The organism is Vibrio minamisatsumaniensis, assembly GCF_050337445.1.
Classification (GTDB): Bacteria; Pseudomonadota; Gammaproteobacteria; order Enterobacterales; family Vibrionaceae; genus Vibrio; species Vibrio artabrorum.
This window is the reverse complement of record NZ_JAKJSY010000003.1, coordinates 1-24000: the sequence shown is the minus strand read 5'-3', so window position 1 is coordinate 24000 and position 24000 is coordinate 1. Positions and strand designations below refer to the sequence as shown.

The 24000-nt window shown below is 43.8% G+C and carries 22 protein-coding genes and 1 pseudogene; 15 read left to right on the top strand and 8 right to left on the bottom strand.

From position 1 onward, the window contains the following. Positions 1–83 precede the first annotated feature (83 nt). Entirely contained in the window at positions 84–1277 is a 1194-nt protein-coding gene (locus L4B77_RS00525; protein WP_261840143.1) for a multidrug effflux MFS transporter, read from the bottom strand. Between the two features lie 267 nt (positions 1278–1544). Between L4B77_RS00525 and L4B77_RS00520 the strand changes: the two genes are divergently transcribed. The 4 genes from L4B77_RS00520 to L4B77_RS00505 all read left to right on the top strand — a co-directional run bounded on the left by L4B77_RS00520 (position 1545) and on the right by L4B77_RS00505 (position 4525). Continuing rightward, positions 1545–2636, top strand: coding sequence for a PQQ-dependent sugar dehydrogenase (locus L4B77_RS00520; protein WP_429748109.1), 1092 nt, complete (start codon positions 1545–1547; stop codon positions 2634–2636). 448 nt (positions 2637–3084) lie between these two features. Continuing rightward, the gene (locus L4B77_RS00515; RefSeq protein WP_004737278.1) at positions 3085–3294 is read left to right on the top strand and encodes a cold-shock protein; all 210 of its coding nucleotides are present in this window, start codon (positions 3085–3087) and stop codon (positions 3292–3294) included. Between the two features lie 117 nt (positions 3295–3411). Next, a complete protein-coding gene (locus tag L4B77_RS00510; RefSeq protein ID WP_429748108.1) occupies positions 3412–3951 on the top strand; it encodes a YaeQ family protein in 540 nt (179 codons plus the stop codon). After that, the gene (locus L4B77_RS00505) at positions 3944–4525 is read left to right on the top strand and encodes a hypothetical protein (RefSeq protein WP_261840146.1); all 582 of its coding nucleotides are present in this window, start codon (positions 3944–3946) and stop codon (positions 4523–4525) included. Before L4B77_RS00510 ends, L4B77_RS00505 begins: the two co-directional genes overlap by 8 nt. Positions 4526–4681: 156 nt before the next feature. On the opposite strand, the gene folE is transcribed toward L4B77_RS00505, so the two are convergent. Next, entirely contained in the window at positions 4682–5335 is a 654-nt protein-coding gene (gene folE, locus L4B77_RS00500) for a GTP cyclohydrolase I FolE (protein WP_429748107.1), read from the bottom strand. Between the two features lie 218 nt (positions 5336–5553). Here folE and moeA point away from each other — a divergent pair, with 218 nt between their 5' ends. The 7 genes from moeA (at position 5554) to L4B77_RS00465 (ending at position 14676) form a co-directional block, all read left to right on the top strand. After that, a complete protein-coding gene (moeA, locus tag L4B77_RS00495; RefSeq protein WP_261840148.1) occupies positions 5554–6789 on the top strand; it encodes a molybdopterin molybdotransferase MoeA in 1236 nt (411 codons plus the stop codon). A 12-nt stretch (positions 6790–6801) separates the two neighbouring features. Beyond that, positions 6802–7551 carry a molybdopterin-synthase adenylyltransferase MoeB gene (gene moeB, locus L4B77_RS00490; protein WP_429748106.1) on the top strand — a complete coding sequence of 250 codons (750 nt, stop codon included), beginning with the start codon at positions 6802–6804 and terminating at the stop codon, positions 7549–7551. 265 nt (positions 7552–7816) lie between these two features. Continuing rightward, positions 7817–9952, top strand: coding sequence for an LruC domain-containing protein (locus tag L4B77_RS00485; protein ID WP_372067639.1), 2136 nt, complete (start codon positions 7817–7819; stop codon positions 9950–9952). Between the two features lie 11 nt (positions 9953–9963). Next, entirely contained in the window at positions 9964–10563 is a 600-nt protein-coding gene (locus tag L4B77_RS00480; protein ID WP_429748105.1) for a hypothetical protein, read from the top strand. A gap of 184 nt (positions 10564–10747) precedes the next feature. Further along, entirely contained in the window at positions 10748–11062 is a 315-nt protein-coding gene (locus L4B77_RS00475) for a hypothetical protein (RefSeq protein ID WP_261840152.1), read from the top strand. Positions 11063–11139: 77 nt separating this feature from the next. Beyond that, entirely contained in the window at positions 11140–11988 is an 849-nt protein-coding gene (locus tag L4B77_RS00470) for a sulfurtransferase (RefSeq protein ID WP_429748104.1), read from the top strand. 384 nt (positions 11989–12372) lie between these two features. Continuing rightward, positions 12373–14676, top strand: a complete 2304-nt coding sequence (locus L4B77_RS00465; protein WP_429748103.1) for a bifunctional diguanylate cyclase/phosphodiesterase — start codon at positions 12373–12375, stop codon at positions 14674–14676. A gap of 86 nt (positions 14677–14762) precedes the next feature. On the opposite strand, the gene L4B77_RS00460 is transcribed toward L4B77_RS00465, so the two are convergent. After that, the gene (locus L4B77_RS00460) at positions 14763–15767 is read right to left on the bottom strand and encodes a sugar-binding transcriptional regulator (protein ID WP_261840155.1); all 1005 of its coding nucleotides are present in this window, start codon (positions 15765–15767) and stop codon (positions 14763–14765) included. A gap of 458 nt (positions 15768–16225) precedes the next feature. On the opposite strand from L4B77_RS00460, the gene tal reads away from it, so the two are divergent. Then, positions 16226–17176, top strand: a complete 951-nt coding sequence (gene tal, locus L4B77_RS00455) for a transaldolase (protein WP_261840156.1) — start codon at positions 16226–16228, stop codon at positions 17174–17176. A 90-nt stretch (positions 17177–17266) separates the two neighbouring features. Beyond that, positions 17267–19261, top strand: a complete 1995-nt coding sequence (gene tkt, locus L4B77_RS00450; protein WP_429748102.1) for a transketolase — start codon at positions 17267–17269, stop codon at positions 19259–19261. Positions 19262–19486: 225 nt separating this feature from the next. Here the strand turns inward: tkt and L4B77_RS00445 are convergent, their stop codons facing one another. From L4B77_RS00445 to L4B77_RS00430, 4 genes are all read right to left on the bottom strand, one after another. Next, a complete protein-coding gene (locus L4B77_RS00445; protein WP_429748101.1) occupies positions 19487–19678 on the bottom strand; it encodes a DUF3185 family protein in 192 nt (63 codons plus the stop codon). Between the two features lie 245 nt (positions 19679–19923). Then, positions 19924–20280: a hypothetical protein gene (locus tag L4B77_RS00440; protein ID WP_429748100.1), complete on the bottom strand. Its 357-nt coding sequence runs from the start codon at positions 20278–20280 to the stop codon at positions 19924–19926. A gap of 139 nt (positions 20281–20419) precedes the next feature. After that, positions 20420–20800, bottom strand: a complete 381-nt coding sequence (locus L4B77_RS00435) for a hypothetical protein (protein ID WP_429748099.1) — start codon at positions 20798–20800, stop codon at positions 20420–20422. A 323-nt stretch (positions 20801–21123) separates the two neighbouring features. Continuing rightward, positions 21124–21741, bottom strand: a complete 618-nt coding sequence (locus tag L4B77_RS00430) for a nucleotidyltransferase domain-containing protein (RefSeq protein ID WP_261840161.1) — start codon at positions 21739–21741, stop codon at positions 21124–21126. Between the two features lie 223 nt (positions 21742–21964). Here L4B77_RS00430 and L4B77_RS00425 point away from each other — a divergent pair, with 223 nt between their 5' ends. After that, a complete protein-coding gene (locus tag L4B77_RS00425) occupies positions 21965–22633 on the top strand; it encodes a class I SAM-dependent methyltransferase (protein WP_372041585.1) in 669 nt (222 codons plus the stop codon). A 116-nt stretch (positions 22634–22749) separates the two neighbouring features. Here the strand turns inward: L4B77_RS00425 and L4B77_RS00420 are convergent, their stop codons facing one another. After that, positions 22750–23286 carry a DUF4823 domain-containing protein gene (locus tag L4B77_RS00420; protein WP_429748098.1) on the bottom strand — a complete coding sequence of 179 codons (537 nt, stop codon included), beginning with the start codon at positions 23284–23286 and terminating at the stop codon, positions 22750–22752. Between the two features lie 508 nt (positions 23287–23794). Here L4B77_RS00420 and L4B77_RS00415 point away from each other — a divergent pair. Continuing rightward, a pseudogene (locus L4B77_RS00415) lies at positions 23795–24000 on the top strand (IS110 family transposase); the annotation flags it as partial.

Here is a 24000-nt window from a genome sequence, read left to right as displayed (position 1 = left end):
TGGTCAGACCTTTAGGTTATACATTTTATTAACCTATGCCAAATTTGCACATTCAGAAGCGAGATCTGTGTTGCTCTCACTCATTAGCTTAACTGAGATTCTCTTGCTTCTTGGGTGCCAAAACCACGAAAAATATTAAACAAAGTAATCAGTGTGAAAACAGTGATCACAATCGATAAGTGCCACGCTTCGCCTAAACCTAGCTTAACCAATCCCATACTCACGATCGAAGACACGATCATTTGCCCACCGCCAGACATGGCAGCAGCGGCACCAGCATTCTTATGATATGGCAACATCACTAAAGACTGAGCACAAGGTAACGCGATACCATTACCCAATATCATCAAGAATTGACCAAGCATTAGGTACAGAGGATCAAGTGGACAAAAGAAAAGCCATAAGGCCGCGGAAAAGTGTAATACCGGCGTACACAGCAGTGTTTTCTTGTTGCCTAATATAGGACGGATACGACTACAGAAACTCGTTCCTCCGAGCATACCTAGCGCAGGAATCACCGCCCACATGGCATATTGATCCGACGTCATACCAATCTGGTTTTGCATGATGAACGGCATCACTGAGACCGTCGTGATCATCAAGCTAAAGTTAAGCCAACCGATGCTCGCAAAACTCATAAAATAACGAGAGGTCAGTAACGCTTTATATTGAAAGAACATGGTCTTGGGGGAAGGGATCGCCGAGAGCCTATTCACGGTCTCATTAAACTTGAACACCAATACAAACCAAGCAAGTGAGACGTATCCAAGTAACGAAATAAACACCATGTGCCAGCCGAAATGGAAGTTAATAAAACCACCAATAACCGGCGCGAATAGAGGCGTTATCGATGCAACCATCGCGATATAAGACATCGCCAAGGGCAAATCTGCCCCACTGAATCTATCTCGCGTGGAGGCGCGAGCCAAAACCGCGCAACAACCTGTCCCCAAACCTTGCAGGAATCGCCCCATCACCATACTGGTAAAGGAGTGACTGAAGAAGATGATCATCAATAAGCCAAGCATAGCGATTAATAAACCACTCAGCAGAACCTTTTTACGCCCTAAAGCATCCGAGATAGGACCATAAATAAACTGAGAAGGCCCGAAACCTAACAAATAGACACTCACCAACAACTGAGCTTGCTCTAGCGAGACATCAAAATCTTTCGCGATCCAAGGTAAAGAAGGAAACACCAAGCCCATACTGAGCTGGCCAATACTGATGACCAAACATGCCAATAAGATAGATTTAAAATCAAATCCACGGCTCATAATGTCATGTGTCCAAGATAAGAGATGGCTTTGTTATCTGCCGGATAAAATAAAGACAAAGAAAACAGAGGAGATGTTGCAGAGTGAATATTCATTGTGAGCCGAATTAACCAAAAAAAAGGTGTTCGTGTAAACATACGCTAGCTTGTTTATTCATACAATATTAGTTGAATAAATATGTGGATAGTCACATTTTACTCAAGCGAACGGTCCACTTGTCACTCACAAGCTAAACTAATACAACATCATCACATCCGAGGTGCTTTAATGATCACTTATCGCCCAACGCTCTACCTTGCCAAAGTACTCATTGCATCAAGCGCAGTTGCTTCCCCCTCTGCTTTGGCATGGCAAGCCGAAAAGATCACTGACGGACTCAAAGTTCCTTGGGGGCGGGCTTATGTCAATGAAAGATCTATGCTGATCACAGAAAAAGCGGGAACCATTAAACATGTTGATTTGCAAACGGGGGATCAAAAGACGTTATTCAGATTGCCAAATGTTTGGGCCAAAGGCCAAGGTGGATTATTGGATATCGCACTGTCCCCTTTTGAAATGAGCAAGTTCTACGTCACTTACAGTAAAAACATCGATGGTGAAGGCGTAACGACACTGGCTTCTGCTAATTACAGCAATAATGAAATCACCAATTGGACAGACGTGTTGGTGTCGAAATCCAGAACGGACACCGGACGTCACTTTGGTAGCCGAATCACCTTTGATGATAGCCACCTGTATTTTTCAATCGGCGACCGTGGTGATCGAGACAACGGCCAAGATACTATGACTCACGCCGGATCAATATTGCGATTGAATGCCGATGGCAGCACACCCAGTGATAACCCATTCACGGATAACAGCAAGGTGCTCAATGAGATTTGGAGCTATGGTCATCGTAACCCTCAAGGGCTGTATTACGACTTCCCGACACAAAAGCTGTGGTCGATTGAACACGGTCCGCGCGGTGGTGATGAAATTAACCTAATCAAAGCCGGTGCCAACTACGGCTGGCCAATCACCTCCCACGGAAAAGAGTATTGGGGCCCTATTAGCGTTAGCGAGTCTGCAACCAAAGAGGGTGTTGCAGCACCTAAAAAAGTCTATGTTCCTTCAATCGCTCCGGGCAGCTTGGTTGTTTACCAAGGAGAGAAGTACCCAGAACTAAAAGGCAAGCTGCTGGCTGGCGCACTAAAACTGACTCACATCAATATTGTGACCGTCAATGAACAAGGTGAAGCCATCGAAGAAGAACGCATTTTAGAGGCGTTGGGGGAAAGAATAAGAGACATCGAAACGTCACCAAACGGCGACATCTTCTTCAGCACCGATAATGGCAACCTGTACCGCTTGAAAAAGTAGTCGAGAGCTCTTTCAAGTAAACGCGTTTACATTACCACGGCATTGATCAATATAAGCCGTTAAATGCAGTCTCAACACCCAATGAACGGCTTTTACTTTGCAAAAATGAACGCACCAAAACAGAGCAATCACTCCAAATTCGTCATCAATTTCGACTGCCTTTTTCACAAAAACAACAACAAACCGCCATATAATTGTAACTCTATGATATTTAAGGAATGCAAAGTTTGACTGGTCCCAAGTTTCTGTAACCTTTACCTATGGATTCGATTGACTATCCCTTAATTTGATTTAGACTCCAAATCGGCTAGAAAGAAAGTTCTTTGTATATAAACATTTCGTTGGATTACTAGTAACCCCGTTGTGTTGTACGCAATAGCAATAAACTTTTCCACGCTATCAGTGCCACAATTGGCTCAAAATAAAAATTTAATTTTAGGATATCATCATGTCTAACACAGTTACTGGTACAGTAAAATGGTTCAACGAAACTAAAGGCTTCGGCTTCATTCAACAAGAAAACGGCCCAGACGTATTCGCACACTTCTCTGCTATCACAGGCGAAGGTTTCAAAACTCTTGCTGAAGGCCAAAAAGTTGAGTTCGTAGTATCTCAAGGTCAAAAAGGCCCACAAGCTGACAGCATCAAAGTACTTTAATTCCGTATTTTAAAGCTTTCTAAAAATAGCTAGCCTCTGCTGGCTATTTTTTTACCCGCTATTCAGAGATTTAAGGTAATATTCCCCTTCACTATTTCTATCTAAGACACCCTCTCAATGGCTCTCAAACCGACAATCTACAAGTTTCGTATCTCTTTAACCGATATGAATCGCGACTATTACGACTCTTTTAATCTAACGGTTGCACAACACCCTTCTGAAACAGAACAGCGCATGATGGCGCGTATCATGGCTTTCTGTATCAATGCCTCTCCTGAACTTGAGTTCACTAAAGGGTTGTCTAGCATTGAAGAACCTGATTTATGGCAGAAGTCGTTAGATGACCAAATCCTAGAGTGGATTGATGTTGGCGAACCCGATCCAGAGCGTGTGAAAAAATCGACTCGCTTATCAAAGTCTGTGCGCGTCTTCAGTTTCAACACAAAGTCGAACGTGTGGTGGGAGCAAAACAAAGGCAAATTCGGTTATCTAAAGGCTCAAATTGTCCGCTTGGATAACACCGGAATCGAACAGCTCGCTGAAATGACACAGCGCACAATGGATCTTTCTGTCATGCTATCGGGTAACTCTGCGTTCGTTAACAGCGACACGCAATCGGCAGAAGTCACGTGGGAAGAGCTACAGAGTAATGATTGAGAGCCCAAATCAGACTGAATCTCAGCCCCAAACTCAACTTGAAGCTTGTTTGCAGCTTGCTGGTCTCAATTCAGTCAAAGCGTTGAAGACAGACTATGAAAAAGAGTTAAAGTCATTTATTGACGAAAACCATGCTCTTTTTAAACACGCCCGTGATAATAAGCCTGACAACTCAGAGCGACAAACTTTGCTTGGACTGCTAACGAAAATTCATATCGATGTCAGCTACCGTTTTGAAAGTAGCAAAGAAGTCAGCGAAGTGATGCAAAATGTCTTCGAGAACACCTTGGGCCAAGAGCATAGCGGCAAGTTTCAACATTCTCACTCACAGCAATTAAAATTGGTAACGCACTTGTGGTTATTCATTCAAGGACGACTCGGAATGGATTACAGCTTGGCCAATGATCACGCGGCAGTCACGGCCAAACTCCTGTCTCGTTTATCACGAAGCACAGACGATGAAATTCGAGTGGCGTTCATGGGCAGCTTTTATGATGGTTTGCATCTTTATCAAGCAGAAAACAAACCATCAGGGCTTTATCACCACTTAAAGCGCCTATTTAATCTTTCTTAAGTATGCCACCAGCGGCTGAGTCGGAAGCAACTATCCCCACAGCCGCAAACTCATCCCACAGACACAAAAAAGCCCCGCTATTGCGAGGCTTAAGTATTTTCAATCAACATCCGTTTACAGAAGACAAACTGGGTTCATTGAATCATACCAGTATCATTAACGCAGACCGTGTAAAAACTCGTGTCGCGTTGCCGGGTTCGATTTAAAAATCCCCCCCAGAGCTGTGGTCGTCGTTTCACTGGTTGCATCCATAACACCACGCGATTTCACACAGTAGTGGACCGCATCCATCGTAACAGCCACATCATCGGTTTCGAGTAGCGTTTGTAATGCAACCAAGATCTGCTGAGTCATACGCTCTTGAACTTGTGGGCGCTGTGCGAAGAAGCGAACGATTCGATTGATCTTTGAAAGACCAATGATCTTACCTTGAGGAATGTAAGCAACTGCGGCTTTACCATCAATTGTCACTAAATGGTGTTCACAAGTACTGGTCACGGTAATGTCTTTTACGCGTACCATCTCACGAACGCCCATCTTGTTTTCAATGACGGTAATTTTAGGGAAGTTGGCGTAATCCAAACCAGAGAAAATTTCATCAACGTACATTTTAGCAATACGTTGCGGTGTTTCTTCCAGGCTATCGTCCGTAAGATCAAGTTCAAGGAGAGTGAGAATCTTGCGCATATGGTGTTCGATTCGTTCCTTCTTCTCTTCTCGGCTAACCTGATTAGGACGCATTGGTGTCTCTAACCCGCGGCTTGCTAGCGCATCTTTAACTAACTTCGCTGATTCGCTAAGACCTGACATTGAACTTCCTCTTTTATAACCCCTTCTGGATGGCAAACAAGGATACTAGGAATTTTGAATAAATACAGCCATATTTTAAAGGCGGTCATTATTTACGGGGCTTAAACTATGCTAAAGTGGCGGTAATTTCACGGGTGAATTAGGCGTAATGTGATCATTAATGAGTCACCATCGCCAACCACAAAATCAAAAATAATGACTATCAAAGGATTTCAATTATGGGCTGTTGCGACGCTCCGGGCTTGATGCCAATTGAAGATGCGCTAGATAAGCTGCTATCACCAATCAAACCTATCCAAACGACTCTGTCTCTGCCTCTTGCTGAAGCTCTCGGTTATGTCCTTGCTGAAGACATTCTTTCCCCTATTTTTGTACCTCCTTTTGATAACTCAGCAATGGATGGTTACGCGCTGCGCCTAACGGATCTAAAAAACAGCAGAGTCCTGCCATTAGCGGGCAAATCTTTTGCGGGCCAACCGTTTGAAGGCGAATGGCCTAGCAACACCTGTATTCGCATTATGACGGGAGCCAAGATCCCTGAAGGGTGTGACGCTGTCATCATGCAAGAAAATACCGTCGAAACGGACGCTGGGATAGAGATTCAACAAGACGATATCAAGCTGAACAATAACATCCGCCCAACTGGGGATGACATCAAACAAGGTGATATTGTGCTGAGCCGTGGCGAACGTTTAACGCCTCGCGATATTCCAATGATTGCGTCGTTGGGGGTCAGTCACGTGACGGTGTTACATAAGCCGAAAGTCGCTTTCTTCTCTACGGGTGATGAGTTAAAGCCATTAGGTCAGCCTCTTGAAGACGGTCAAATCTACGACAGCAATCGTTACGGCATTAAACCGCTGATTGAAGCGTTTGGTTGTGAAGCGATCGACCTCGGCATCATCCCCGACTGCCCAGCAACACTGAAAGAAACCTTCGAGAAAGCTCAAGAACTCGCAGATGTTGTCATCACGTCTGGTGGTGTGAGCGTTGGTGAGGCGGATTACACCAAAGACATCCTTGAAGAGCTTGGTCAAATTGGCTTCTGGAAACTGGCAATCAAACCGGGTAAACCGTTCGCATTCGGCGAATTGGATGACGCATGGTTTTGCGGCCTACCGGGTAACCCAGTATCAGCGATGATGACCATGTATGTTTTGGTCCAACCAATGCTGGCTAAATTAGCCGGTCACTCGGCATGGACAGCGCCAGAATCGATTCCAGCGATAACAAAATCTGCATTCAAAAAAGCCCCAGGCCGCACGGATTACCAACGTGGTATCTACTCGATTGAAAACGGTCAGTTTGTCGTCGAAACAACAGGTAACCAAAGCTCCGGCGCTTTCCGATCAATGAGTTTGGCAAACTGCTTTGTGGTACTGGAGCGTGAACGTGGTCGTGTTGAAGTTGGCGAAACGGTTCAGATTCAATTATTTAACTCGACGCTTTACTAACGAGGCTTGCTGATGGAAATACTGTCTGATGCAGAAATGCTTCGCTACAACCGCCAGATCATTCTTAAACAGTTTGACTTTGAAGGCCAAGAAGCGCTGAAACAGAGCTCGATCTTGGTGTTAGGCGCCGGTGGCTTAGGTTGTGCCTCTGCTCAATATCTTGCAACGGCGGGCATTGGTAAGCTTACGCTTATCGATGATGATGTTGTCGAACTTTCAAATTTGCAGCGACAAGTGCTTCACACTGACGCTGATATTGGTAAGAAGAAGGTTAATTCAGCTGCTGAGTCTTTACAGGTGTTAAACCCGCACTTGACCATTGAAACGGTTGATCGCAGGCTTGATGACCCAGCGCTTGCTCAGTTGATTGAAGCACACTCACTGGTACTGGATGCCAGTGATAACGTTGAAACGCGCAATCAATTGAACCGTTTATGCTACGCATCGAAAACGCCTCTCGTATCGGGGGCTGCAATTCGTATGGAAGGTCAGATTAGCGTATTCACTTATCAAGATGAAAATGCACCGTGTTACCAGTGCTTGAGCGCTCTATTCGGCAGCGCGGCTCTAAGCTGTGTCGAAGCCGGCGTTATGGCGCCTGTTGTTGGCATGGTAGGCGCGGCTCAGGCTTTAGAAGCGATTAAAGTTATCGCCCAGTATGGACAACCCAAACAAGGCAAGCTGTTGATTCTCGATGCCATGTCTCACAGCTGGCGTGAAATGAATTTAATGAAGATGCCTAATTGTTCGGTGTGTAAATAGCCTGAGCCAACGAGCCATTTTCTCGATATTCAAGCCATCACTTTCAGCCTTGATGTAATTCAGGGCTTTTTTGTATCTAAAATTCGACCACCAAAGGAGCATCATTTTGCAATAACCGATATAAAAGTCGTTTTATTTAAATTCTCATTTTGAGAAAGTCACCCTAAATCTAAACTTTCAATACAAAAAATACCAATAATCAACACCTTAAAACTGGCACGTAACTTGATTGAGTACCTAGACCTTCCATGACAAGGATGTAGATATGAGAATCACAACGTTAAGTTTGCTATTAAGTGCACCATTGGTCGCCAACGCAGCGCCATTCGATACCTGCCCGAGTCAGGCTTACTTGTTTCAGTCAAAGCCCGTCGAAGTTTGGGGCGTGAACCTAGTCACTGGATCAACCACTCTGTTAGAAGATGATACGGGGATGGATGGCAACATCAATGGTGTAGGTTTCGATTTTGCAGACAGATACATCTACGGTTACGACACCACCAACAAACGCCTAGTTCGTCTTGGAAAAGACTTCCAAGCAGAAGTCATCAATACCAGTGGATTACCAACCGATCACACCTTCTATGTCGGTGATGTCTATGACCACGTGTATTACCTTTATCGTACTGGTAAAGGGTTATTCACGGTTGACCTTTCTCCTTTAGATAGCAACCCAAATGCGACCGTAACGGTGAGTAAAGTTTCAGGTAGCCCTGCTACCGTCAACTTGACTGACTTTGCTTTCCATCCAAGTGATGGTTCGCTGTATGGTATCGATAATAACTCGGGTGGCTTGTACCAATTTAACCCAACCACCGGTGCAGAAACTTACATTGGAAACACCGGAGAAACGGGGACATTCGGCGCAGGCTATTTCGATGTAAACGGCTACTATTATGTATCTCGAAATCAAGACGGTAAGATCTACCGAATCAACTTATCTCCCGACAACGCAACCAATATTGCAGCGGGGATTGTTCCAGCCGTTGAGTTTGTCTCGAATGGCCCTTCGTCTAATCAAAATGATGGCGCGCGTTGTGCGAATGCGCCGGTCGTCGATGAAGATTCCAACATCGACTTCGGTGACGCGCCAGACAGCTATTTGACGTTACTGGCCAGTAACGGTCCTCGACATGAACTGGATGGTATGACTTGGCTAGGCACAAACGCTCCCGACGCCGACCTCGATGGCTACGTAACACCACAATCGGATGAAAGTATCGGTATTGATGATGAGTGGGCAAACGGTGGTATCGGTTTTGTCACCGCTCTTGAGGCTGGACTGGATTCAAAAGTGGTGATTGAAGCTTCAACAACCGGTTACCTTTCGGCTTGGATAGACTGGAACCAAGATGGCCGCTTCGATGGCGCCAACGAGCAAGTATTTACAGACTATCTGTTAGCTGCTGGCGAAAACGATCTGTTCCTCAATGTCGATATCAACGCACTGACCGGGACGACATGGGCTCGATTTAGATTCAGTCAACAAACCAACTTAAGTTACTTTGGCGGCTCAACCTCTGGTGAAGTGGTCGATATTCAAGTCGATGTCCTTAACGATGGTGCCACAGCTCGTTACTTCCCTAGTGCTTCTGGCTACGCAACGCTCGCATACGAGGATAACTGGCCATATAAAGCCGACTACGACATGAACGACGCCGTAATCCTGTATCGAATCACTGAGATCCTTAAAGACGGTAAAGTGATTAAATCAACGATTGATGGGCGCTTGGCTGCGGTTGGAGCAAGTTACAGAAATGGTTTTGCGGTTCGCCTACCAAACTTGGCGCCATCGTCTGTTGATAGCGGCAACTCTTACATGAAACATAACGGCGTCTTCACGGGTTTAGATATGGAGGATGGGCGCAGTGAATCGATCTTTATTGTCGCTGACGACTTAACGTCTAAAATCAACACGTCATGTACGTTCTACCGAACCCGCAATTCATGTAAAGACAATGAGCAGTTCTCTTTTCAAATCGGTATCAGCTTATCTGACTCTGGCATCAGTACTGCCACATGGACGGATATGCCTTACGACCCGTTCATCTTTGCAACGCCCGGTTACTACCATGGAGAAAATCTGCCTCTGCACCCCGGACGTAGTTGGGAAGTTCACTTGCCAGATCAAGCGCCAACGGAAGCCTTTGATGCTGCTAACCTCTTCGAGGCTGGGTTAGGTGTCGATGACAGCAATCCATCAACTGGCAAATATTTCAAAACGACAGAGAACCACCCTTGGGCGTTACTCATTACATCAACGGATGAATGGGATTGGCCTCGAGAGGAAGTGGATATCGTCACCGCTTATCCAGAGTTTAAACAATACGCAGAATCCGGCGGAGAAACGAACCAAACATGGCACCAATTCCCTGCAGACAATCAACGTTACGAACCATAAGGAGCGACGCTATGAAGATTCACACTCAACAATATCGAGACAACCATTGTGTTAATTCAAGTTGCAATCTCTGTGAGGAAGAACGTATGTCTGTCCAACACACTTGGCACATAAAGAAATTATTCACCGTTGTTTTAGCTGCAGCGCCACTGGTATTAGTCGGTTGTGGAGGGGGCGATGGAGGAGACAGTACATCGACCCCATCAATAGCCACACCATCGACGCCAGACACTGGAACGCCATCCCCCTCCCCATCGACAGCGACAAGTGCGGCAGCGACCCCCATCTATACTATGAGTGATGTGGTGGTGCCTGATGGCTTTGATTACAGCTCGATTGAACCGTTTGACCTCAACATTGACATTAGCCGCATTTCAACCGCTCGCTCTTTTGTCACCGTTTATAGCCGCTTCAGTACTCGAGATGACTCTACTTTGAAACCAGACTACTCAAGCAAAGTGATTGCAGGCTCGTTAAATAACGGCGTATTTGTGTCCAACTTTACGGCTCCAGTCAATCAAGACTCACTACTGGTCGAAATTTGGTTTTACGATGGTCAACCACCACTGCAACGGGTGGTATCAAGCCGTGATTCTCAGATCATTTGGTAAAACATAGAGACATTGGGGTAATCGATAAATTCAACACTGGATCGGTATCAATAGAAAGTGAGCTGAAATGCTCACTTTTTTGTATTCATCGAATATAAGTGGAGTTAATTTTTCTGATTGATTTCATTCACTTTGACGCCAATCTGACTTATCTTTTAAAAATAACCTTCAAATACTTACGCTCATGAGACAATTAAAAATAGGTCTATTTATCCTAATGTGTGGTGTGGGTGTGTTATTGGCTCTGACCTATTTCCCACTAACATCAGAGACAGGGCAACGCATTCAAGCCAAAGTAATGTCGAACACCCTCACTCAATCGCTAGACGGACACCGGCGCTATCTCACGGTTCAAACTCAAGACAATCAAATATTTCGCGTTTCCATTGCTCCAACCACTGACTGCCCTATTGATTCTGTCGTTGCGCTTGATACCTTAAACAATCACATAACCGGACAAAGCAGCTATCAGTTCATCCACTGTCGAGCTGCGCCGTAGCCATTGCTCAAACCGTTGTATTCGCTAAAACAATCAACAATCGTATTCGTCAAACATCAATTATGGATTAAACAATAATGAATCAGCCGCTTATCTCACCAGAACAACTTCAACAACGTTTGCTAGAAAAAGACGACCTCATCATTCTCGATGCCAGTATCGAGTTTCAGATTCCGAGCGAGCCAGAAAAGATCAAAGGACAAATGATTCCTGGGGCGATGCGTTTTGACTACGATAAAGACTTTTGTAACAAACACACCCTGCTTCCTCACATGTTCCCGACCGAAAAACACTTCAACAAACGCGCACAAGAAATGGGGATCAATCAAGAGAGTACCATTGTCGTTTACGATAACTCAGGAACCTTTGCTTCCCCTCGTGCATGGTGGATGTTTATGGCGATGGGGCATAACAACGTATATGTCTTAGATGGCGGTTTACCCGCTTGGATCGAAGCCGGCTACTCGACAGATACTGACTACAAAGCACAAGAAAAAGCGGGCAATTTTGAAGGTCATATTCAAAGCCGCTATTTTGTCAATGCTCAACAGATCGAACGTTATTCAACGGACAAGAGCGCAAACATTGTCGATGCTCGTTCTCAAGCTCGCTTCGATTCAGAAGTTCCAGAACCACGTGAAGGCTTACGCAGTGGACATATTCCAAACTCCCTTTGTCTACCCTTTACACAAGTACTCGATAACGGCCAGCTCAAACCTCAAGATGAGCTTATCAATATCTTTTCAACGTTAACATTAACCCCTTCTCTACCTATGTTTTTTAGCTGTGGCTCTGGAGTAACAGCCTGCATCATATTATTGGCGGCTAAACGCGCTGGCTATACTGGTGAAATGGGCGTTTACGATGGTTCATGGACGGAATGGGGGGCTAACGACAAACTGCCTATCGCCGTGACTCACAAGTAATTCAACTTCGCTTACTGCTACAGTTAGAATATAATGCGCACGCATAAGGCATTTCAATTTCTTAGGTGGGTTAAACTCGCAAAAATTAAACACTTTGCTACCAAGTTAACGCTATCTTCATTTGAATCGAGAACTAAATTAACGTTGTTGCGTCATTATGCGACAATCTTTTTCAGCTCTAAACCGTCAGGAAGCATCGGTTAATCGTTCTCTGTATTTTTTAAATGTTCAGGTTTCACGCAAGCATCTCATTCAGTCGTGGTAGCACGATTGAATCACCGAAACTTTGATCATGATTATTCGCAACCAACATGAATCATGCTGACAAACTGTTACTTTGTCACTTGTACTCAGCTAAAAATCGTTACCAATAAAAGGCATCTCATGGCTCTATTTAAGAAAAATATCTGGTCGCTGTACGCTCTTATCGTACTGCTTACCCTGATACTTTTCGCCGTGTTGGGCGTCACCAAATGGCAATCAAATAGAAATGAATTCACGGAGCAACAACACCTTCAAGTCGAGTTATTTTCAAGCTCTGTCAACTCACTATTAACAAGCCAAGAAGCCTTACTTGAAGTGGTAGGAAACCATCTCGCACAGCAGTCGGATTTTACCCGTACGGCTTCTTTTCAAATTCGCCCAATTCTGGATAAATTGCTTGATACCCATCCGGCTATTGCCGCGTTTAGCTTACTCAATACTCAAGGTAATTACCTCGCGGTCAGCTCTAACCTGCAACTCTCTGGTCAGAAGAACCTACTTCAAGACAAAGCCACTAAGGATTCATTTTTAGAGGCTATAGCGAGTGAAAAAATGGTGTTAGGTCGAACTTACTATCAAAAGTCTCTAGATAGCCTTGTCATCCCATTGAGAAAATCCATTTCTATTGATGGGCAGAGCGTTGATGCGGTCATGACAGCGGATTTGCGTTTAGACAGTACGATTGTCTTTGAAAATAATGCGCATACTGGCCGTTTCAATACGCTCACCTTACTTCGCTTCGATAACTACCGTCAGTTCGTTTCCAGTGATATCGACTCTCTCGATGCCTACTTAGAACCTGAGGGAGCGGACTTGATGAAACACATCACTCAGAGCTTTGTGCAACAAGTCGGGACCGATGTAAATGAAGCTAAAACAAGCAAAGAGACCTATTCTTTCATCATCAATGATGAAAAATATCACGCGTTAGTCAGTGTTAAATACATACCAGACTACAAACTTTGGGTCATCGGCCAAACCGACCTCACTCATGTGAATAGCCTCTTCTTTACAGAGTTTGGTATTCTCTTTATTGCCTTTGTTGTCTTACAAGTCAGTTTCTACACCTTGGTTAAATCCATCGCCAAAAACGAACAGCGCACACGAAAAAAACTCATTTATCAAGCAAATCACGACCCATTAACTTCCCTGCCAAATCGTTTATACATGCGTAGAAATATTGATAAGTGGGTTAAAAATGAGTCAGAGCCGTTCTCATTGTTGTTCATCGATATCGATAATTTTAAATGTGTCAATGATACTCACGGACATGACTTCGGGGACAAAGTGCTGAAACAGATCGCTTTACGTTTAATGAGATTTCGTTCTCGCATGAGTTTAGTGGTGCGAGAATCTAGCGATAAATTTTTGTTCCTAACACCGGTCACGAATGAGTCGGAAATTAAACGCCTCGCAGGACGAATAATTCAAGTGCTGTCTCAACCCTATGAGGTTCAACACGCTCAATTTTCGTTAGGTTGTAGTATTGGTATTGCTCGTTTCCCTGAACACGGAAAAGATTTAGATAGCCTACTTCGCTCTGCCGATATTTCCATGTACAAAGCGAAACAACAGCAAAACTCATACAGTATGTTTACTGCGGCGATGCAAGACGCTCACCTTTATAAAGTTAAAGTCGAACAAAGACTGCGTCTTGCTATTGAAAAACAAACACTATTCATGGTTTTTCAGCCTCTGGTTCGCACTGACAAAAGCGTTCATGGGGTTGAGGCTCTCGTTCGCTGGATTGATGAAGAGCTCGGTTTTGTTCCACCCGATGTCTTTGTACCTGTCGCTGAAAGCACTGGATTAATGCAAAAGCTGGGGGCTTTTATTATTGAATCCAGTATTATGCAGATCGCCCATTTACACAGAACCACCGAACAAAAGATTGGGCTGTCGATCAACATATCAGTTCGTCAATTTTCGCATCAATCCTTCTCTGATCACTTGCTGGCAACGCTCGAAAAGTATCAGCTATCTCCGAGCTGTTTAACGCTAGAAATTACGGAGAGCTTGTTCATTGAAGACGTGACTGTCGTTAAGCCTATTTTCGAAGCTCTTAAGGCAAACGATATTAAAATCTCTTTAGATGACTTCGGTACGGGCTACTCTTCATTAAGCATGTTGAAAGCACTGCCTATCGACGAACTTAAGATTGATAAGAGCTTTATTGAGAACATCGCGGTGGATCAACAGTCACTCACTATGGTGCAAAACATTATTGCGATTGGTAAAAACTTTGGCATGGTGGTTTTAGCGGAAGGCGTAGAATCAAACGAACACTTCTCGATTCTAAAGGCCTGTGACTGCGACTTGATGCAAGGCTACTACTTCTCTCGTCCTATCCCTTACGATGAGCTATGTCACTATCTGGCGACAATTCAAGTAAAAAAAACAGAGCTGCCTCTCGCACCGGTTTAAGCGTTTGTGGGCTTGGCATCACATAATGGTACACACTAAAATGGGATCCTAACTGGATCCCTTTCTATCGTAATACCGCTCATACCTTAACGATTGCCTTCTAACTCAACGTGTTTCATTTGCTCATCTAAGTTTAGTACCGTCAAAGCGTTACTTACGCTGGTTGCAATCACGTCGACCACGCCGGTTCTTAGTGCACCTAGCAAAGCAAGGGGTTTACTGTTCTCTGCTGCGATAGCGATGACCTCAGCGATTGGGCGAAACTCTTCCAAGGCCAAACCAATTACACGGTCACTCATTACTGTGTTTGCGGTTTTGCCGTGAACATCAAAAAAGTCATAACCCGCAAAGTCACCGACGACACCTTGTAATAAACGAGATTGAACGACCTCCCCGGCGGTAAACCAGCCTAAGTCGACCATATAGCTATTTTCACTCATATCACCAATACCCACTAAAGCGACATCGGCCTTACGAGCAAGATCGAGCGTTTGCTTCACAGTACTGTTTTCCATGAATGCGGTTTTTTGCGCTTTATTCTCTGCATAAGCGGGCGCATACAAGGTTTCGGATGAACCGCCATACTTCTTGGCTAACTGTCTGCATATATGATCGGCGTTAAACTTCCCTCCCCTTGGGTGAATACCACCGATGCCACAGACGAATTTACAATCACGTGGCGTAATGACACCAGTATGATGAGCAACAGACGACACATTTCGGCCTTGTCCAACTGTGACCACCATACCATTTCTTAGTGTGCTCGTTAGATAGTTCGACACCAAGCCTGCCACCTGCAAGCGTTGCTTTTCTTCAGTTGGTTGATCTAATGCCACAAGCGCACGCTTCACACCAAAACGCTCAATCAAACGTTGTTCGATCTTGGCACTGAATACAGGATGATATTTTACCGTGATGTCAACAATTCCTTCATCACGGGCTTGTCTGAGCATTCGACCAACCTTTGCACGAGAGATAGAGAACTTTTTAGAGATCTCTTCTTGAGTCGCACCATCTTGATAATAAGCAACCGCGATTTCCGTTAGGAGATCAGTGTTTTGTTCGGAAACATCTTGGATATTGTTACTCATCTACCACCCACCCTATATTTAACAATGACTTTACCTACTTGGAGAACAAATGTCCGATGCCTAAGCAAGTGATACGCAAGTTTACTCCTGATCATATGTAACATCAAGGCGCATTTGCTCAGCTTAATAACCTTGATTTTACTGTTGGTTAATTCGCCTCACTTTGTGTACTAAACGTTTGCTCGCATAGGGCATGATTACTAGAGCGAAATATATTTGACTGAAGTCACCATACCGCACTATTTACCGTTGACTTTGATGCTGGATAGGATAAATATGGCTACATCATTTACTCATTGAGCGATCAAATGTTCTGTGCAAATGTTCGTTCGGAGAAAAATTTAAATTAATATAAGTTTGGTTCACTGGTACAACCATTGAGAACTTCATTAATTCGCTTGCAAATGCCCACACCTCTCCCATTAATGAGGTGTTATGCGATACATAGGATGATCAAAATGAGCAATAAATTAGAGCAACTTCGTAAACTAACAACTGTTGTCGCTGACACTGGCGATATCGAAGCGATCAGCAAGTACACTCCGGAAGATGCAACAACTAACCCATCTCTAATTCTTAAAGCTGCTCAAATTGCTGAGTACGCACCTCTAATCGATGCTTCTATCGAATACGCTAAAGCGCAAAGCGACGACAAAGCACAGCAAGTTCAAGACACTTGCGACATGCTTAATGTGAACATCGGTAAAGAAATCCTGAAAGTTGTACCGGGCCGTATCTCTACTGAAGTCGATGCTCGTCTTTCTTACGACATGGAAGGCAGCGTGGCTAAAGCGCGTCAACTGATCAAAATGTACAACGACGCTGGCATCACTAACGACCGCATCCTTATCAAACTGGCTTCTACTTGGGAAGGCATCCGTGCTGCTGAAATTCTAGAGAAAGAAGGCATCAACTGTAACCTAACGCTTCTATTCTCTTTCGCTCAAGCTCGTGCTTGTGCTGAAGCTGGCGTGTTCCTAATCTCTCCTTTCGTTGGTCGCATCATGGACTGGTACAAAGCGAAAGAAGGTCGTGATTTCGAAGCTTCAGAAGATCCAGGTGTAATTTCTGTTTCAGACATCTACAACTACTACAAAGACCACGGTTACAAGACTGTTGTTATGGGCGCAAGCTTCCGTAACATCGGCGAGATCCTTGAACTTGCTGGTTGTGACCGTCTAACTATCGCTCCTCAACTTCTCGCAGACCTAGAAGCCGCAGAAGGCGAAGTCGTAGAGAAGCTGATCGACTCTAACGGTACCAAAGAGCGCCCTGCTGCGATGACTCACGCTGAGTTCCTTTGGGACCACAACCAAGATGCAATGGCTGTTGAGAAACTGGCTGAAGGCATCCGCAACTTCGCCATTGACCAAGGCAAACTAGAAGACATGATCGCAGCTAAGCTGTAATCACTACCTRATAAATAAGAGGAACGAATTTCGTTCCTCTTTTACATCTATCCACGAATTTTTAATTTCGAATCAATTTTGGAAGCAATTATGAACCGAAAACATTTAGCTAACGCTATTCGTGCTCTAAGCATGGACGGTGTACAACAAGCAAACTCTGGTCACCCAGGCGCACCAATGGGCATGGCTGACATCGCTGAAGTACTTTGGCGCTCTCACCTAAACCACAACCCGTCAAACCCAGAGTGGGCTGACCGCGACCGTTTTATCCTGTCTAACGGCCACGGCTCTATGCTAATTTACTCTCTGCTTCACCTATCAGGTTATGAGCTTTCAATTGAAGATCTTAAGAACTTCCGTCAACTGCACTCTAAGACTCCAGGTCACCCAGAGTACGGTTACGCACCGGGTATCGAGACAACGACAGGTCCTCTAGGTCAAGGCATCACCAACGCTGTTGGTATGGCGATGGCTGAGAAAGCGCTTGCGGCACAGTTCAACAAAGAAGGCCACGACATCGTAGACCACTACACTTATGCATTCATGGGTGATGGTTGTCTGATGGAAGGTATCTCTCACGAAGCCTGTTCTCTAGCCGGTACGCTAGGCCTTGGTAAGCTGGTTGCTTTCTGGGATGACAACGGCATCTCTATCGATGGCGAAGTAGAAGGTTGGTTCTCTGACGATACACCTAAGCGTTTTGAAGCTTACGGCTGGCACGTAATTCCAGCAGTCGATGGTCACGATGCTGACGCTATCAACGCGGCTATTGAAGCAGCGAAAGCGGACCCTCGCCCGACTCTAATCTGTACTAAAACAGTAATTGGCTTTGGTTCTCCAAACAAAGCAGGTACGCACGACTGTCACGGTGCACCATTAGGCGCTGACGAAATCGCAGCAACTCGTAAGCAACTAGGTTGGGAGCACGGTCCTTTTGAAATCCCAGCGGATATCGCAGCAGAGTGGAATGCAAAAGAAGCAGGCGCAGCTAAGGAAGCAGCGTGGAACGAGAAACTTGCAGCTTATGAAGCAGCATACCCAGAGCTGGCAGCAGAATTCAAACGTCGCGTAAACGGTGATCTTCCTGCGCAGTGGGAAGAGAAAGCAAACGCAATCATTGCTGATCTTCAAGCTAACCCAGCAAACATCGCTTCACGTAAAGCTTCTCAAAATGCACTAGAAGCGTTCGGTGCTATGCTACCGGAATTCATGGGCGGCTCTGCTGACCTTGCACCTTCTAACCTGACTATGTGGTCGGGTTCTAAGTCGCTTGAAGCAACTGACTTCTCTGGTAACTACATCCACTACGGTGTACGTGAATTCGGTATGACAGCGATCATGAACGGTATCGCTCTGCACGGTGGTTTCGTACCTTACGGCGCAACGTTCCTAATGTTCATGGAATACGCACGTAACGCAATGCGTATGGCGGCTCTGATGAAAGTTCAGAACATCCAAGTTTACACACACGATTCTATCGGCCTAGGCGAAGATGGTCCGACTCACCAACCGGTGGAGCAGATCGCTTCTCTACGTTTGACTCCAAACATGAGCACATGGCGCCCATGTGACCAAGTTGAGTCTGCCGTGGCTTGGAAACTGGCAATCGAACGTAAAGAGGGTCCTTCTGCACTTATCTTCTCTCGTCAAAACCTTGCACAACAAGATCGTGACGCTGAGCAAGTAGCTAACATCGCTAAGGGTGGTTACATACTGAAAGATTGTGCTGGTAAGCCAGAGCTAATCATCATTGCAACCGGTTCTGAAGTTGAGCTTGCGGTTGATGCCGCTGCACAACTCACCGCTGAAGGTAAAGCAGTACGCGTAGTCTCTATGCCTGCCACTGATGCGTTCGACAAGCAAGACGCACAGTACCGTGAATCTGTACTTCCATCAGACGTAACGGCACGTATCGCTGTTGAAGCGGGCATCGCTGACTTCTGGTACAAGTACGTTGGTTTTGGTGGCAAGATCATCGGTATGACAACGTTCGGCGAATCTGCACCAGCAGGCGAACTGTTCAAGATGTTTGGCTTCACGACTGAAAATGTTGTCAATACAGCGAAAGAGCTTTTAGCGAAATAGTGATGAACTTAGGGCATATTAAAATCCCTGAATAAACATGCTAGTACCGTTCATATAAGATAACTTGAACAGTCTATTAATAAAAAATCTCCATTAACGTTGTTGATGGGGATTTTTACTAAATGCAATCGCGAGAGGGAGAACTATGTGGGATAAACAGCGCCAAAATTAAGTAATTGACGCTATACAGTTTGCTAGAGTTAGTTACTCGCTACGAAGTAATCATTATTTAACTCTTTTGATACCAATTATAATTGCGACTATACCGCCAACCATTCCTAACCATGCCTCGATTGGTGAATGACCACTGAATGCACGTGTCAATTGAGATTCAGCAGAATCGTAAATATTGTATCCCCAAAATGCTAGAAAAATACCTGCAATGATAAGTACAATCCCGATAAGCTCATTGTTCATTTCTACTCCAAAACACTAATTGAACTCGACACATAACCCCTGCATAACTCGTTGACTACTACACAGATTAAGTCCAAAGTTACCAGTTAATATGAGAAAATCCAAAGATAATCTGCAATGACGAATTTATTAATCGTATTAATGTATGGGTTATATCCTACTAAATGAGTAAGTTTAATTTAACGGTAATGAATCCTACTTTGTCCGTGTTGCTCTTCAAGGCGTGATTCTTGAGTAATTTAGTTTTATTGTTCACAGATCCCCACAGCTTTAACTGCAGAGTTCTCCCCAAGATTTAACGACTCAGTATAGACTGTCACCTGACTTCCCTTCGAAATCTGTTCTATATCAGCCAAGTGAACCAATACGCCATCCAGATATTGTGTGACTTCATAACCTGAGGGTAACGTTCGCGAGTTTACAATCGGGCTGTAAAGGAAGTAATCTACATTCTCCCATTTTTCGGTAATGCAGCCAGCTAAAACAGAGGCCTCTCTCATACCCGTCGACTCGAAAACAGGGGCTGAATTACGAAGTTTTTGAGGTGTTGTGGCACATGCATTGAGTAATATAGCAAGACTTATAGCGATTAAGAATTTCATTTGTACCTCATAACAACTAACGCTCTATTAAATAGTGAGCAACGCCACCCTACTGAAAGCTTGCTATCTTGCTCACAAAATCCAACCAAACCAAACCAAACCAAAAACGTCGAACGTTAGCGAGTCTGTCTTGAAAACTTTATCCGGTAATAGCTCGCTTAACTGCATTGACTTGTTTTTCAAATATCGTTTTTGACTCTGGTTTACTGGAACCTACAACAGAAACCCATTGCAAACCCGTTTCATCAATATGCTCAAACTCGACCTGAAGCTCATACTTTTTAATAGTGAATATAGTGAACACTACGCCTAAAATGAAGGCTATCGGTGCTGTAACAATCCCAAAACCTTCGGGACAGATAACCCATACAACGCTTGATACAATAGCCCCCATTAAAAACAGCTTTAAAGCATGATCCTTCACAGTATTCAATTTAACTCTCGCGTTTTTTATTTTCGATAAAGGAAATTCATCGCGCTTGTATCGAAAGGCAGTATTTCCAATTTCAAAATCATCCATTGATATCATTTTCCCTCCATTCCCCAATAACGGCATAATTAAGTGAACTACGATGCAATTATACTGAACATTAATGCCTTAAAACGAGAAACACTCGGCAAACGGAGATTACCGATCATCGTAAATAGGATTAATTCAATCATTACGACGCAGCTCTCATCGCACATTATACCGAACATGCTCACCTCAAACTGACCCAGCTATATAGCAAAAACTCGCGTTATGAGTGGCTTAGTTTGTGACCTTAAATTCAATGCCAAGAGACCATTCGATGTAGGATAAATAGAGCCTCAAAAATTAATCATTGCCGCCATAGTCTCTTGTTAGTTACGGACGACTTGTTTGGCTAATTTTCTCAATAAGTTAAGATTTAATGGATCTTTGTAAACTTGCTCAAAAAGACGGTAAACGGCTTCATCATGCGTCTGTAAATAATTAAAACTCTTCTTGGATCCCAAAAACCACATGCCACGAACCTCAAAATATAACTCCAATAATTCGTATTGAAGCCAAGTTCGACGATAATTTCCGTCTAAATTACCATCACTTGCTCGCTCAAGCATTTTAGTCACCCACTCTTGAATATGTACTCTATTTACGTCAGACATTGGTTCCTTACCGCCGGCAAGCTTTTGCTTAACTCTGGTAAGGTAGCTCTCGCCTAAACCGCGAGCATCATGGATGACTTTCCCGTCTCCAAACCTTAACGATGCCTCTGGAATGGTATCAAGAAATGCAGTGGGATAAATCCACACATCAAGAAATGTACCGTGAAACAATCTCGCATCTTTATGTTCTTCCGGGTTGTCCCAAATACAGGCAATATCGATATCACTTGTCTCTGTTGCTTCATTTCGAGCATAAGAACCATAAAGGATAATCGTATGGGGAGCATATTTTTCTTTCAGTTCTTCTACTACTAACTCTAAAATATCGTTCATTTTACCTCCAAGCCCATTACGCCCTGTAACGGTATGAGCAACGCTCGCCCCCAACACATCATCGACACTTAAGCTGAAATGCCAAGCATTGGCAATCAACCTCAAACACGGATTAAATACCTTGCACTAAGCTCAATTTACTCTATTCTGAGCATACTTTTTGTTTCGTCATCTATGGATTATTAGTATTTGGCTTAGCTTTGCTATCTAACCAAGAACCATTATGACTACCAAACTTCGCATTTGCTACCAAACAATTGTCATTGGAAACAATGATATACATTTATGCACTTTACGAGATAAACAACAGTTTAGCGACCCTAAAAACACGGCAAAAAACTTAGGCATTTCTTCTGCTTCATGGCCGATTTTCGGGGTGGTTTGGCCATCCAGTTTAGTTCTAGCCCACCACGTACTTAACTTAGACACTCATAACAAACGAATTCTTGAAGTCGGTTGCGGCATTGGGCTATCAAGCTTACTTCTAAATGAGCAAATGGCAAATATCACTGCCACTGATTATCATCCCGAAGTAAAAACCTTCCTAGACAGAAATACTCAACTGAATAATCGAAAAAAAATTGCTTTCGAACGTGTCGACTGGGCAGATACGAACTGTCAGCTCGGCCTTTTTGACTTAATTATTGGTAGCGACCTTTTATATGAGGACCAACACATCTCATTGTTAGCTCAGTTCATTCAAAACCATGCTAATCAGACATGCGATATTATTCTTGTTGACCCAGACCGAGGACGTAAAAATAAACTGAGCTCGAAAATGAGTGAATTTGGATTTACGAGTGATCACATCAGACCTGACAATACTGATTATCTAGAACAAAAATTTAAAGGTCATATACTGAGGTTTTCACGCAAATCTGAAAGCATTTAATGCCGGCATAACACGTTTTTTCTACCATGCAGATCAAGATCAAAATGACCACTTACTGCAGTAACTAGAATGCCAAATGTAGCCAATCGTGTTGATGCATTTGTTTTAGCGTGTACTTAATTTTGAACTGGTGCTGCAAAAAGAGTATCAATATACGCGTTAACAGGCTCAGGCAATAAGTCTTGTGGATGATCGCCACCCAATGTTGCAAGCCCGCTTGAGCCATCAATAATCACCGAGCTTAGTTCAACATTATGTTTAATATCCCAAGTCACAATTTTCACTTTAACTTTATCAGCTTTACCCGACCATTCCGTTGCTCGATCTTCCCAATGCATAATTGTTGGGTAAAACAAATAATCTGAACCATTGCTTTCAGCAAGCTTAATCGATTCTTTCAATGAGCCAGCGTCGTTAGCAACCGTGACATCGTTCATTTTAGTCAGTAAGCCCGACTTAATAACATTACTTAATAATGCTCCTGAACCTTTATAGTCTTTCTCGCCATAACGTCCATCCTCTGATAATGCGACATAAACAGATGAACTTACTGATATTTTATTAACTACTTCGGTATTAGACATATTTAAATGATGGGAGTCAGCACAACCCGCTAGAGTAGCAATCAAACCTAGAACCAATAATTTTTTCACGATAGTATCCTTATAAGCATTAGGTCTAAATATTACCATATAATACAGCCGCCTAAAAAACGATATAATACTTTGTTAAATAAGTTATTTTTAATCCTGCTGATTCAAAATGCCAAGCGTTTGTGACCACATAAGGTTACGCATTAACTAATTCCAACCGTTAGGCATACCTTCATTGCTATCATGCTCCGCATTACAGACCTTACACCTGAAATAGCTAACCTGCGATTCTGATTTACTTGAGCCCAATAGAACACCAAAAACGATATTGAGAATTCGAGACTTGGTACTATTTTTTACTCGCTGCAGTGCTTCGACTTCAGATGCACTTAGTCTTCTATGACCAGTCTTCTGGTTACAGTTTCCACAATGTAGAAGCATTTCATCCTTAGACATTTACCTCTTCCTTTATCACGAACTTTGAACCTGTGTGCTAACGAATGACATGGATTCCCCCCTTCCGAGGATCTGCCACACTTATGTGGTACTTAATTGCACCGGAGGCACCATGTCTGATTTTTCTTATTTCTGCGGTATCGACCTAGCTAAAAACCACTTCAGTCTTCATGCCGTAGACAAAAATGGTAAGGTCATACTTCATAAGTCGGTAACTCGCTCTAAACTACTGACTACAATAGCAAATATTCCACTCATGCGTATAGGCGTTGAAGCGTGTGGTGGTGCACATTATTGGACAAGAACACTCAATAAACT

What these genes read in the sequence shown, in the direction of transcription:
- L4B77_RS00525 (WP_261840143.1), bottom strand. Translation starts at nt 1,277, where the DNA reads ATGAGCCGTGGATTTGATTTTAAATCTATCTTATTGGCATGTTTGGTC.
- L4B77_RS00520 (WP_429748109.1), top strand. Translation starts at nt 1,545, where the DNA reads ATGATCACTTATCGCCCAACGCTCTACCTTGCCAAAGTACTCATTGCA.
- L4B77_RS00515 (WP_004737278.1), top strand. Translation starts at nt 3,085, where the DNA reads ATGTCTAACACAGTTACTGGTACAGTAAAATGGTTCAACGAAACTAAA.
- L4B77_RS00510 (WP_429748108.1), top strand. Translation starts at nt 3,412, where the DNA reads ATGGCTCTCAAACCGACAATCTACAAGTTTCGTATCTCTTTAACCGAT.
- L4B77_RS00505 (WP_261840146.1), top strand. Translation starts at nt 3,944, where the DNA reads ATGATTGAGAGCCCAAATCAGACTGAATCTCAGCCCCAAACTCAACTT.
- folE (WP_429748107.1), bottom strand. Translation starts at nt 5,335, where the DNA reads ATGTCAGGTCTTAGCGAATCAGCGAAGTTAGTTAAAGATGCGCTAGCA.
- moeA (WP_261840148.1), top strand. Translation starts at nt 5,554, where the DNA reads ATGGGCTGTTGCGACGCTCCGGGCTTGATGCCAATTGAAGATGCGCTA.
- moeB (WP_429748106.1), top strand. Translation starts at nt 6,802, where the DNA reads ATGGAAATACTGTCTGATGCAGAAATGCTTCGCTACAACCGCCAGATC.
- L4B77_RS00485 (WP_372067639.1), top strand. Translation starts at nt 7,817, where the DNA reads ATGAGAATCACAACGTTAAGTTTGCTATTAAGTGCACCATTGGTCGCC.
- L4B77_RS00480 (WP_429748105.1), top strand. Translation starts at nt 9,964, where the DNA reads ATGAAGATTCACACTCAACAATATCGAGACAACCATTGTGTTAATTCA.
- L4B77_RS00475 (WP_261840152.1), top strand. Translation starts at nt 10,748, where the DNA reads ATGAGACAATTAAAAATAGGTCTATTTATCCTAATGTGTGGTGTGGGT.
- L4B77_RS00470 (WP_429748104.1), top strand. Translation starts at nt 11,140, where the DNA reads ATGAATCAGCCGCTTATCTCACCAGAACAACTTCAACAACGTTTGCTA.
- L4B77_RS00465 (WP_429748103.1), top strand. Translation starts at nt 12,373, where the DNA reads ATGGCTCTATTTAAGAAAAATATCTGGTCGCTGTACGCTCTTATCGTA.
- L4B77_RS00460 (WP_261840155.1), bottom strand. Translation starts at nt 15,767, where the DNA reads ATGAGTAACAATATCCAAGATGTTTCCGAACAAAACACTGATCTCCTA.
- tal (WP_261840156.1), top strand. Translation starts at nt 16,226, where the DNA reads ATGAGCAATAAATTAGAGCAACTTCGTAAACTAACAACTGTTGTCGCT.
- tkt (WP_429748102.1), top strand. Translation starts at nt 17,267, where the DNA reads ATGAACCGAAAACATTTAGCTAACGCTATTCGTGCTCTAAGCATGGAC.
- L4B77_RS00445 (WP_429748101.1), bottom strand. Translation starts at nt 19,678, where the DNA reads ATGAACAATGAGCTTATCGGGATTGTACTTATCATTGCAGGTATTTTT.
- L4B77_RS00440 (WP_429748100.1), bottom strand. Translation starts at nt 20,280, where the DNA reads ATGAAATTCTTAATCGCTATAAGTCTTGCTATATTACTCAATGCATGT.
- L4B77_RS00435 (WP_429748099.1), bottom strand. Translation starts at nt 20,800, where the DNA reads ATGGATGATTTTGAAATTGGAAATACTGCCTTTCGATACAAGCGCGAT.
- L4B77_RS00430 (WP_261840161.1), bottom strand. Translation starts at nt 21,741, where the DNA reads ATGAACGATATTTTAGAGTTAGTAGTAGAAGAACTGAAAGAAAAATAT.
- L4B77_RS00425 (WP_372041585.1), top strand. Translation starts at nt 21,965, where the DNA reads ATGACTACCAAACTTCGCATTTGCTACCAAACAATTGTCATTGGAAAC.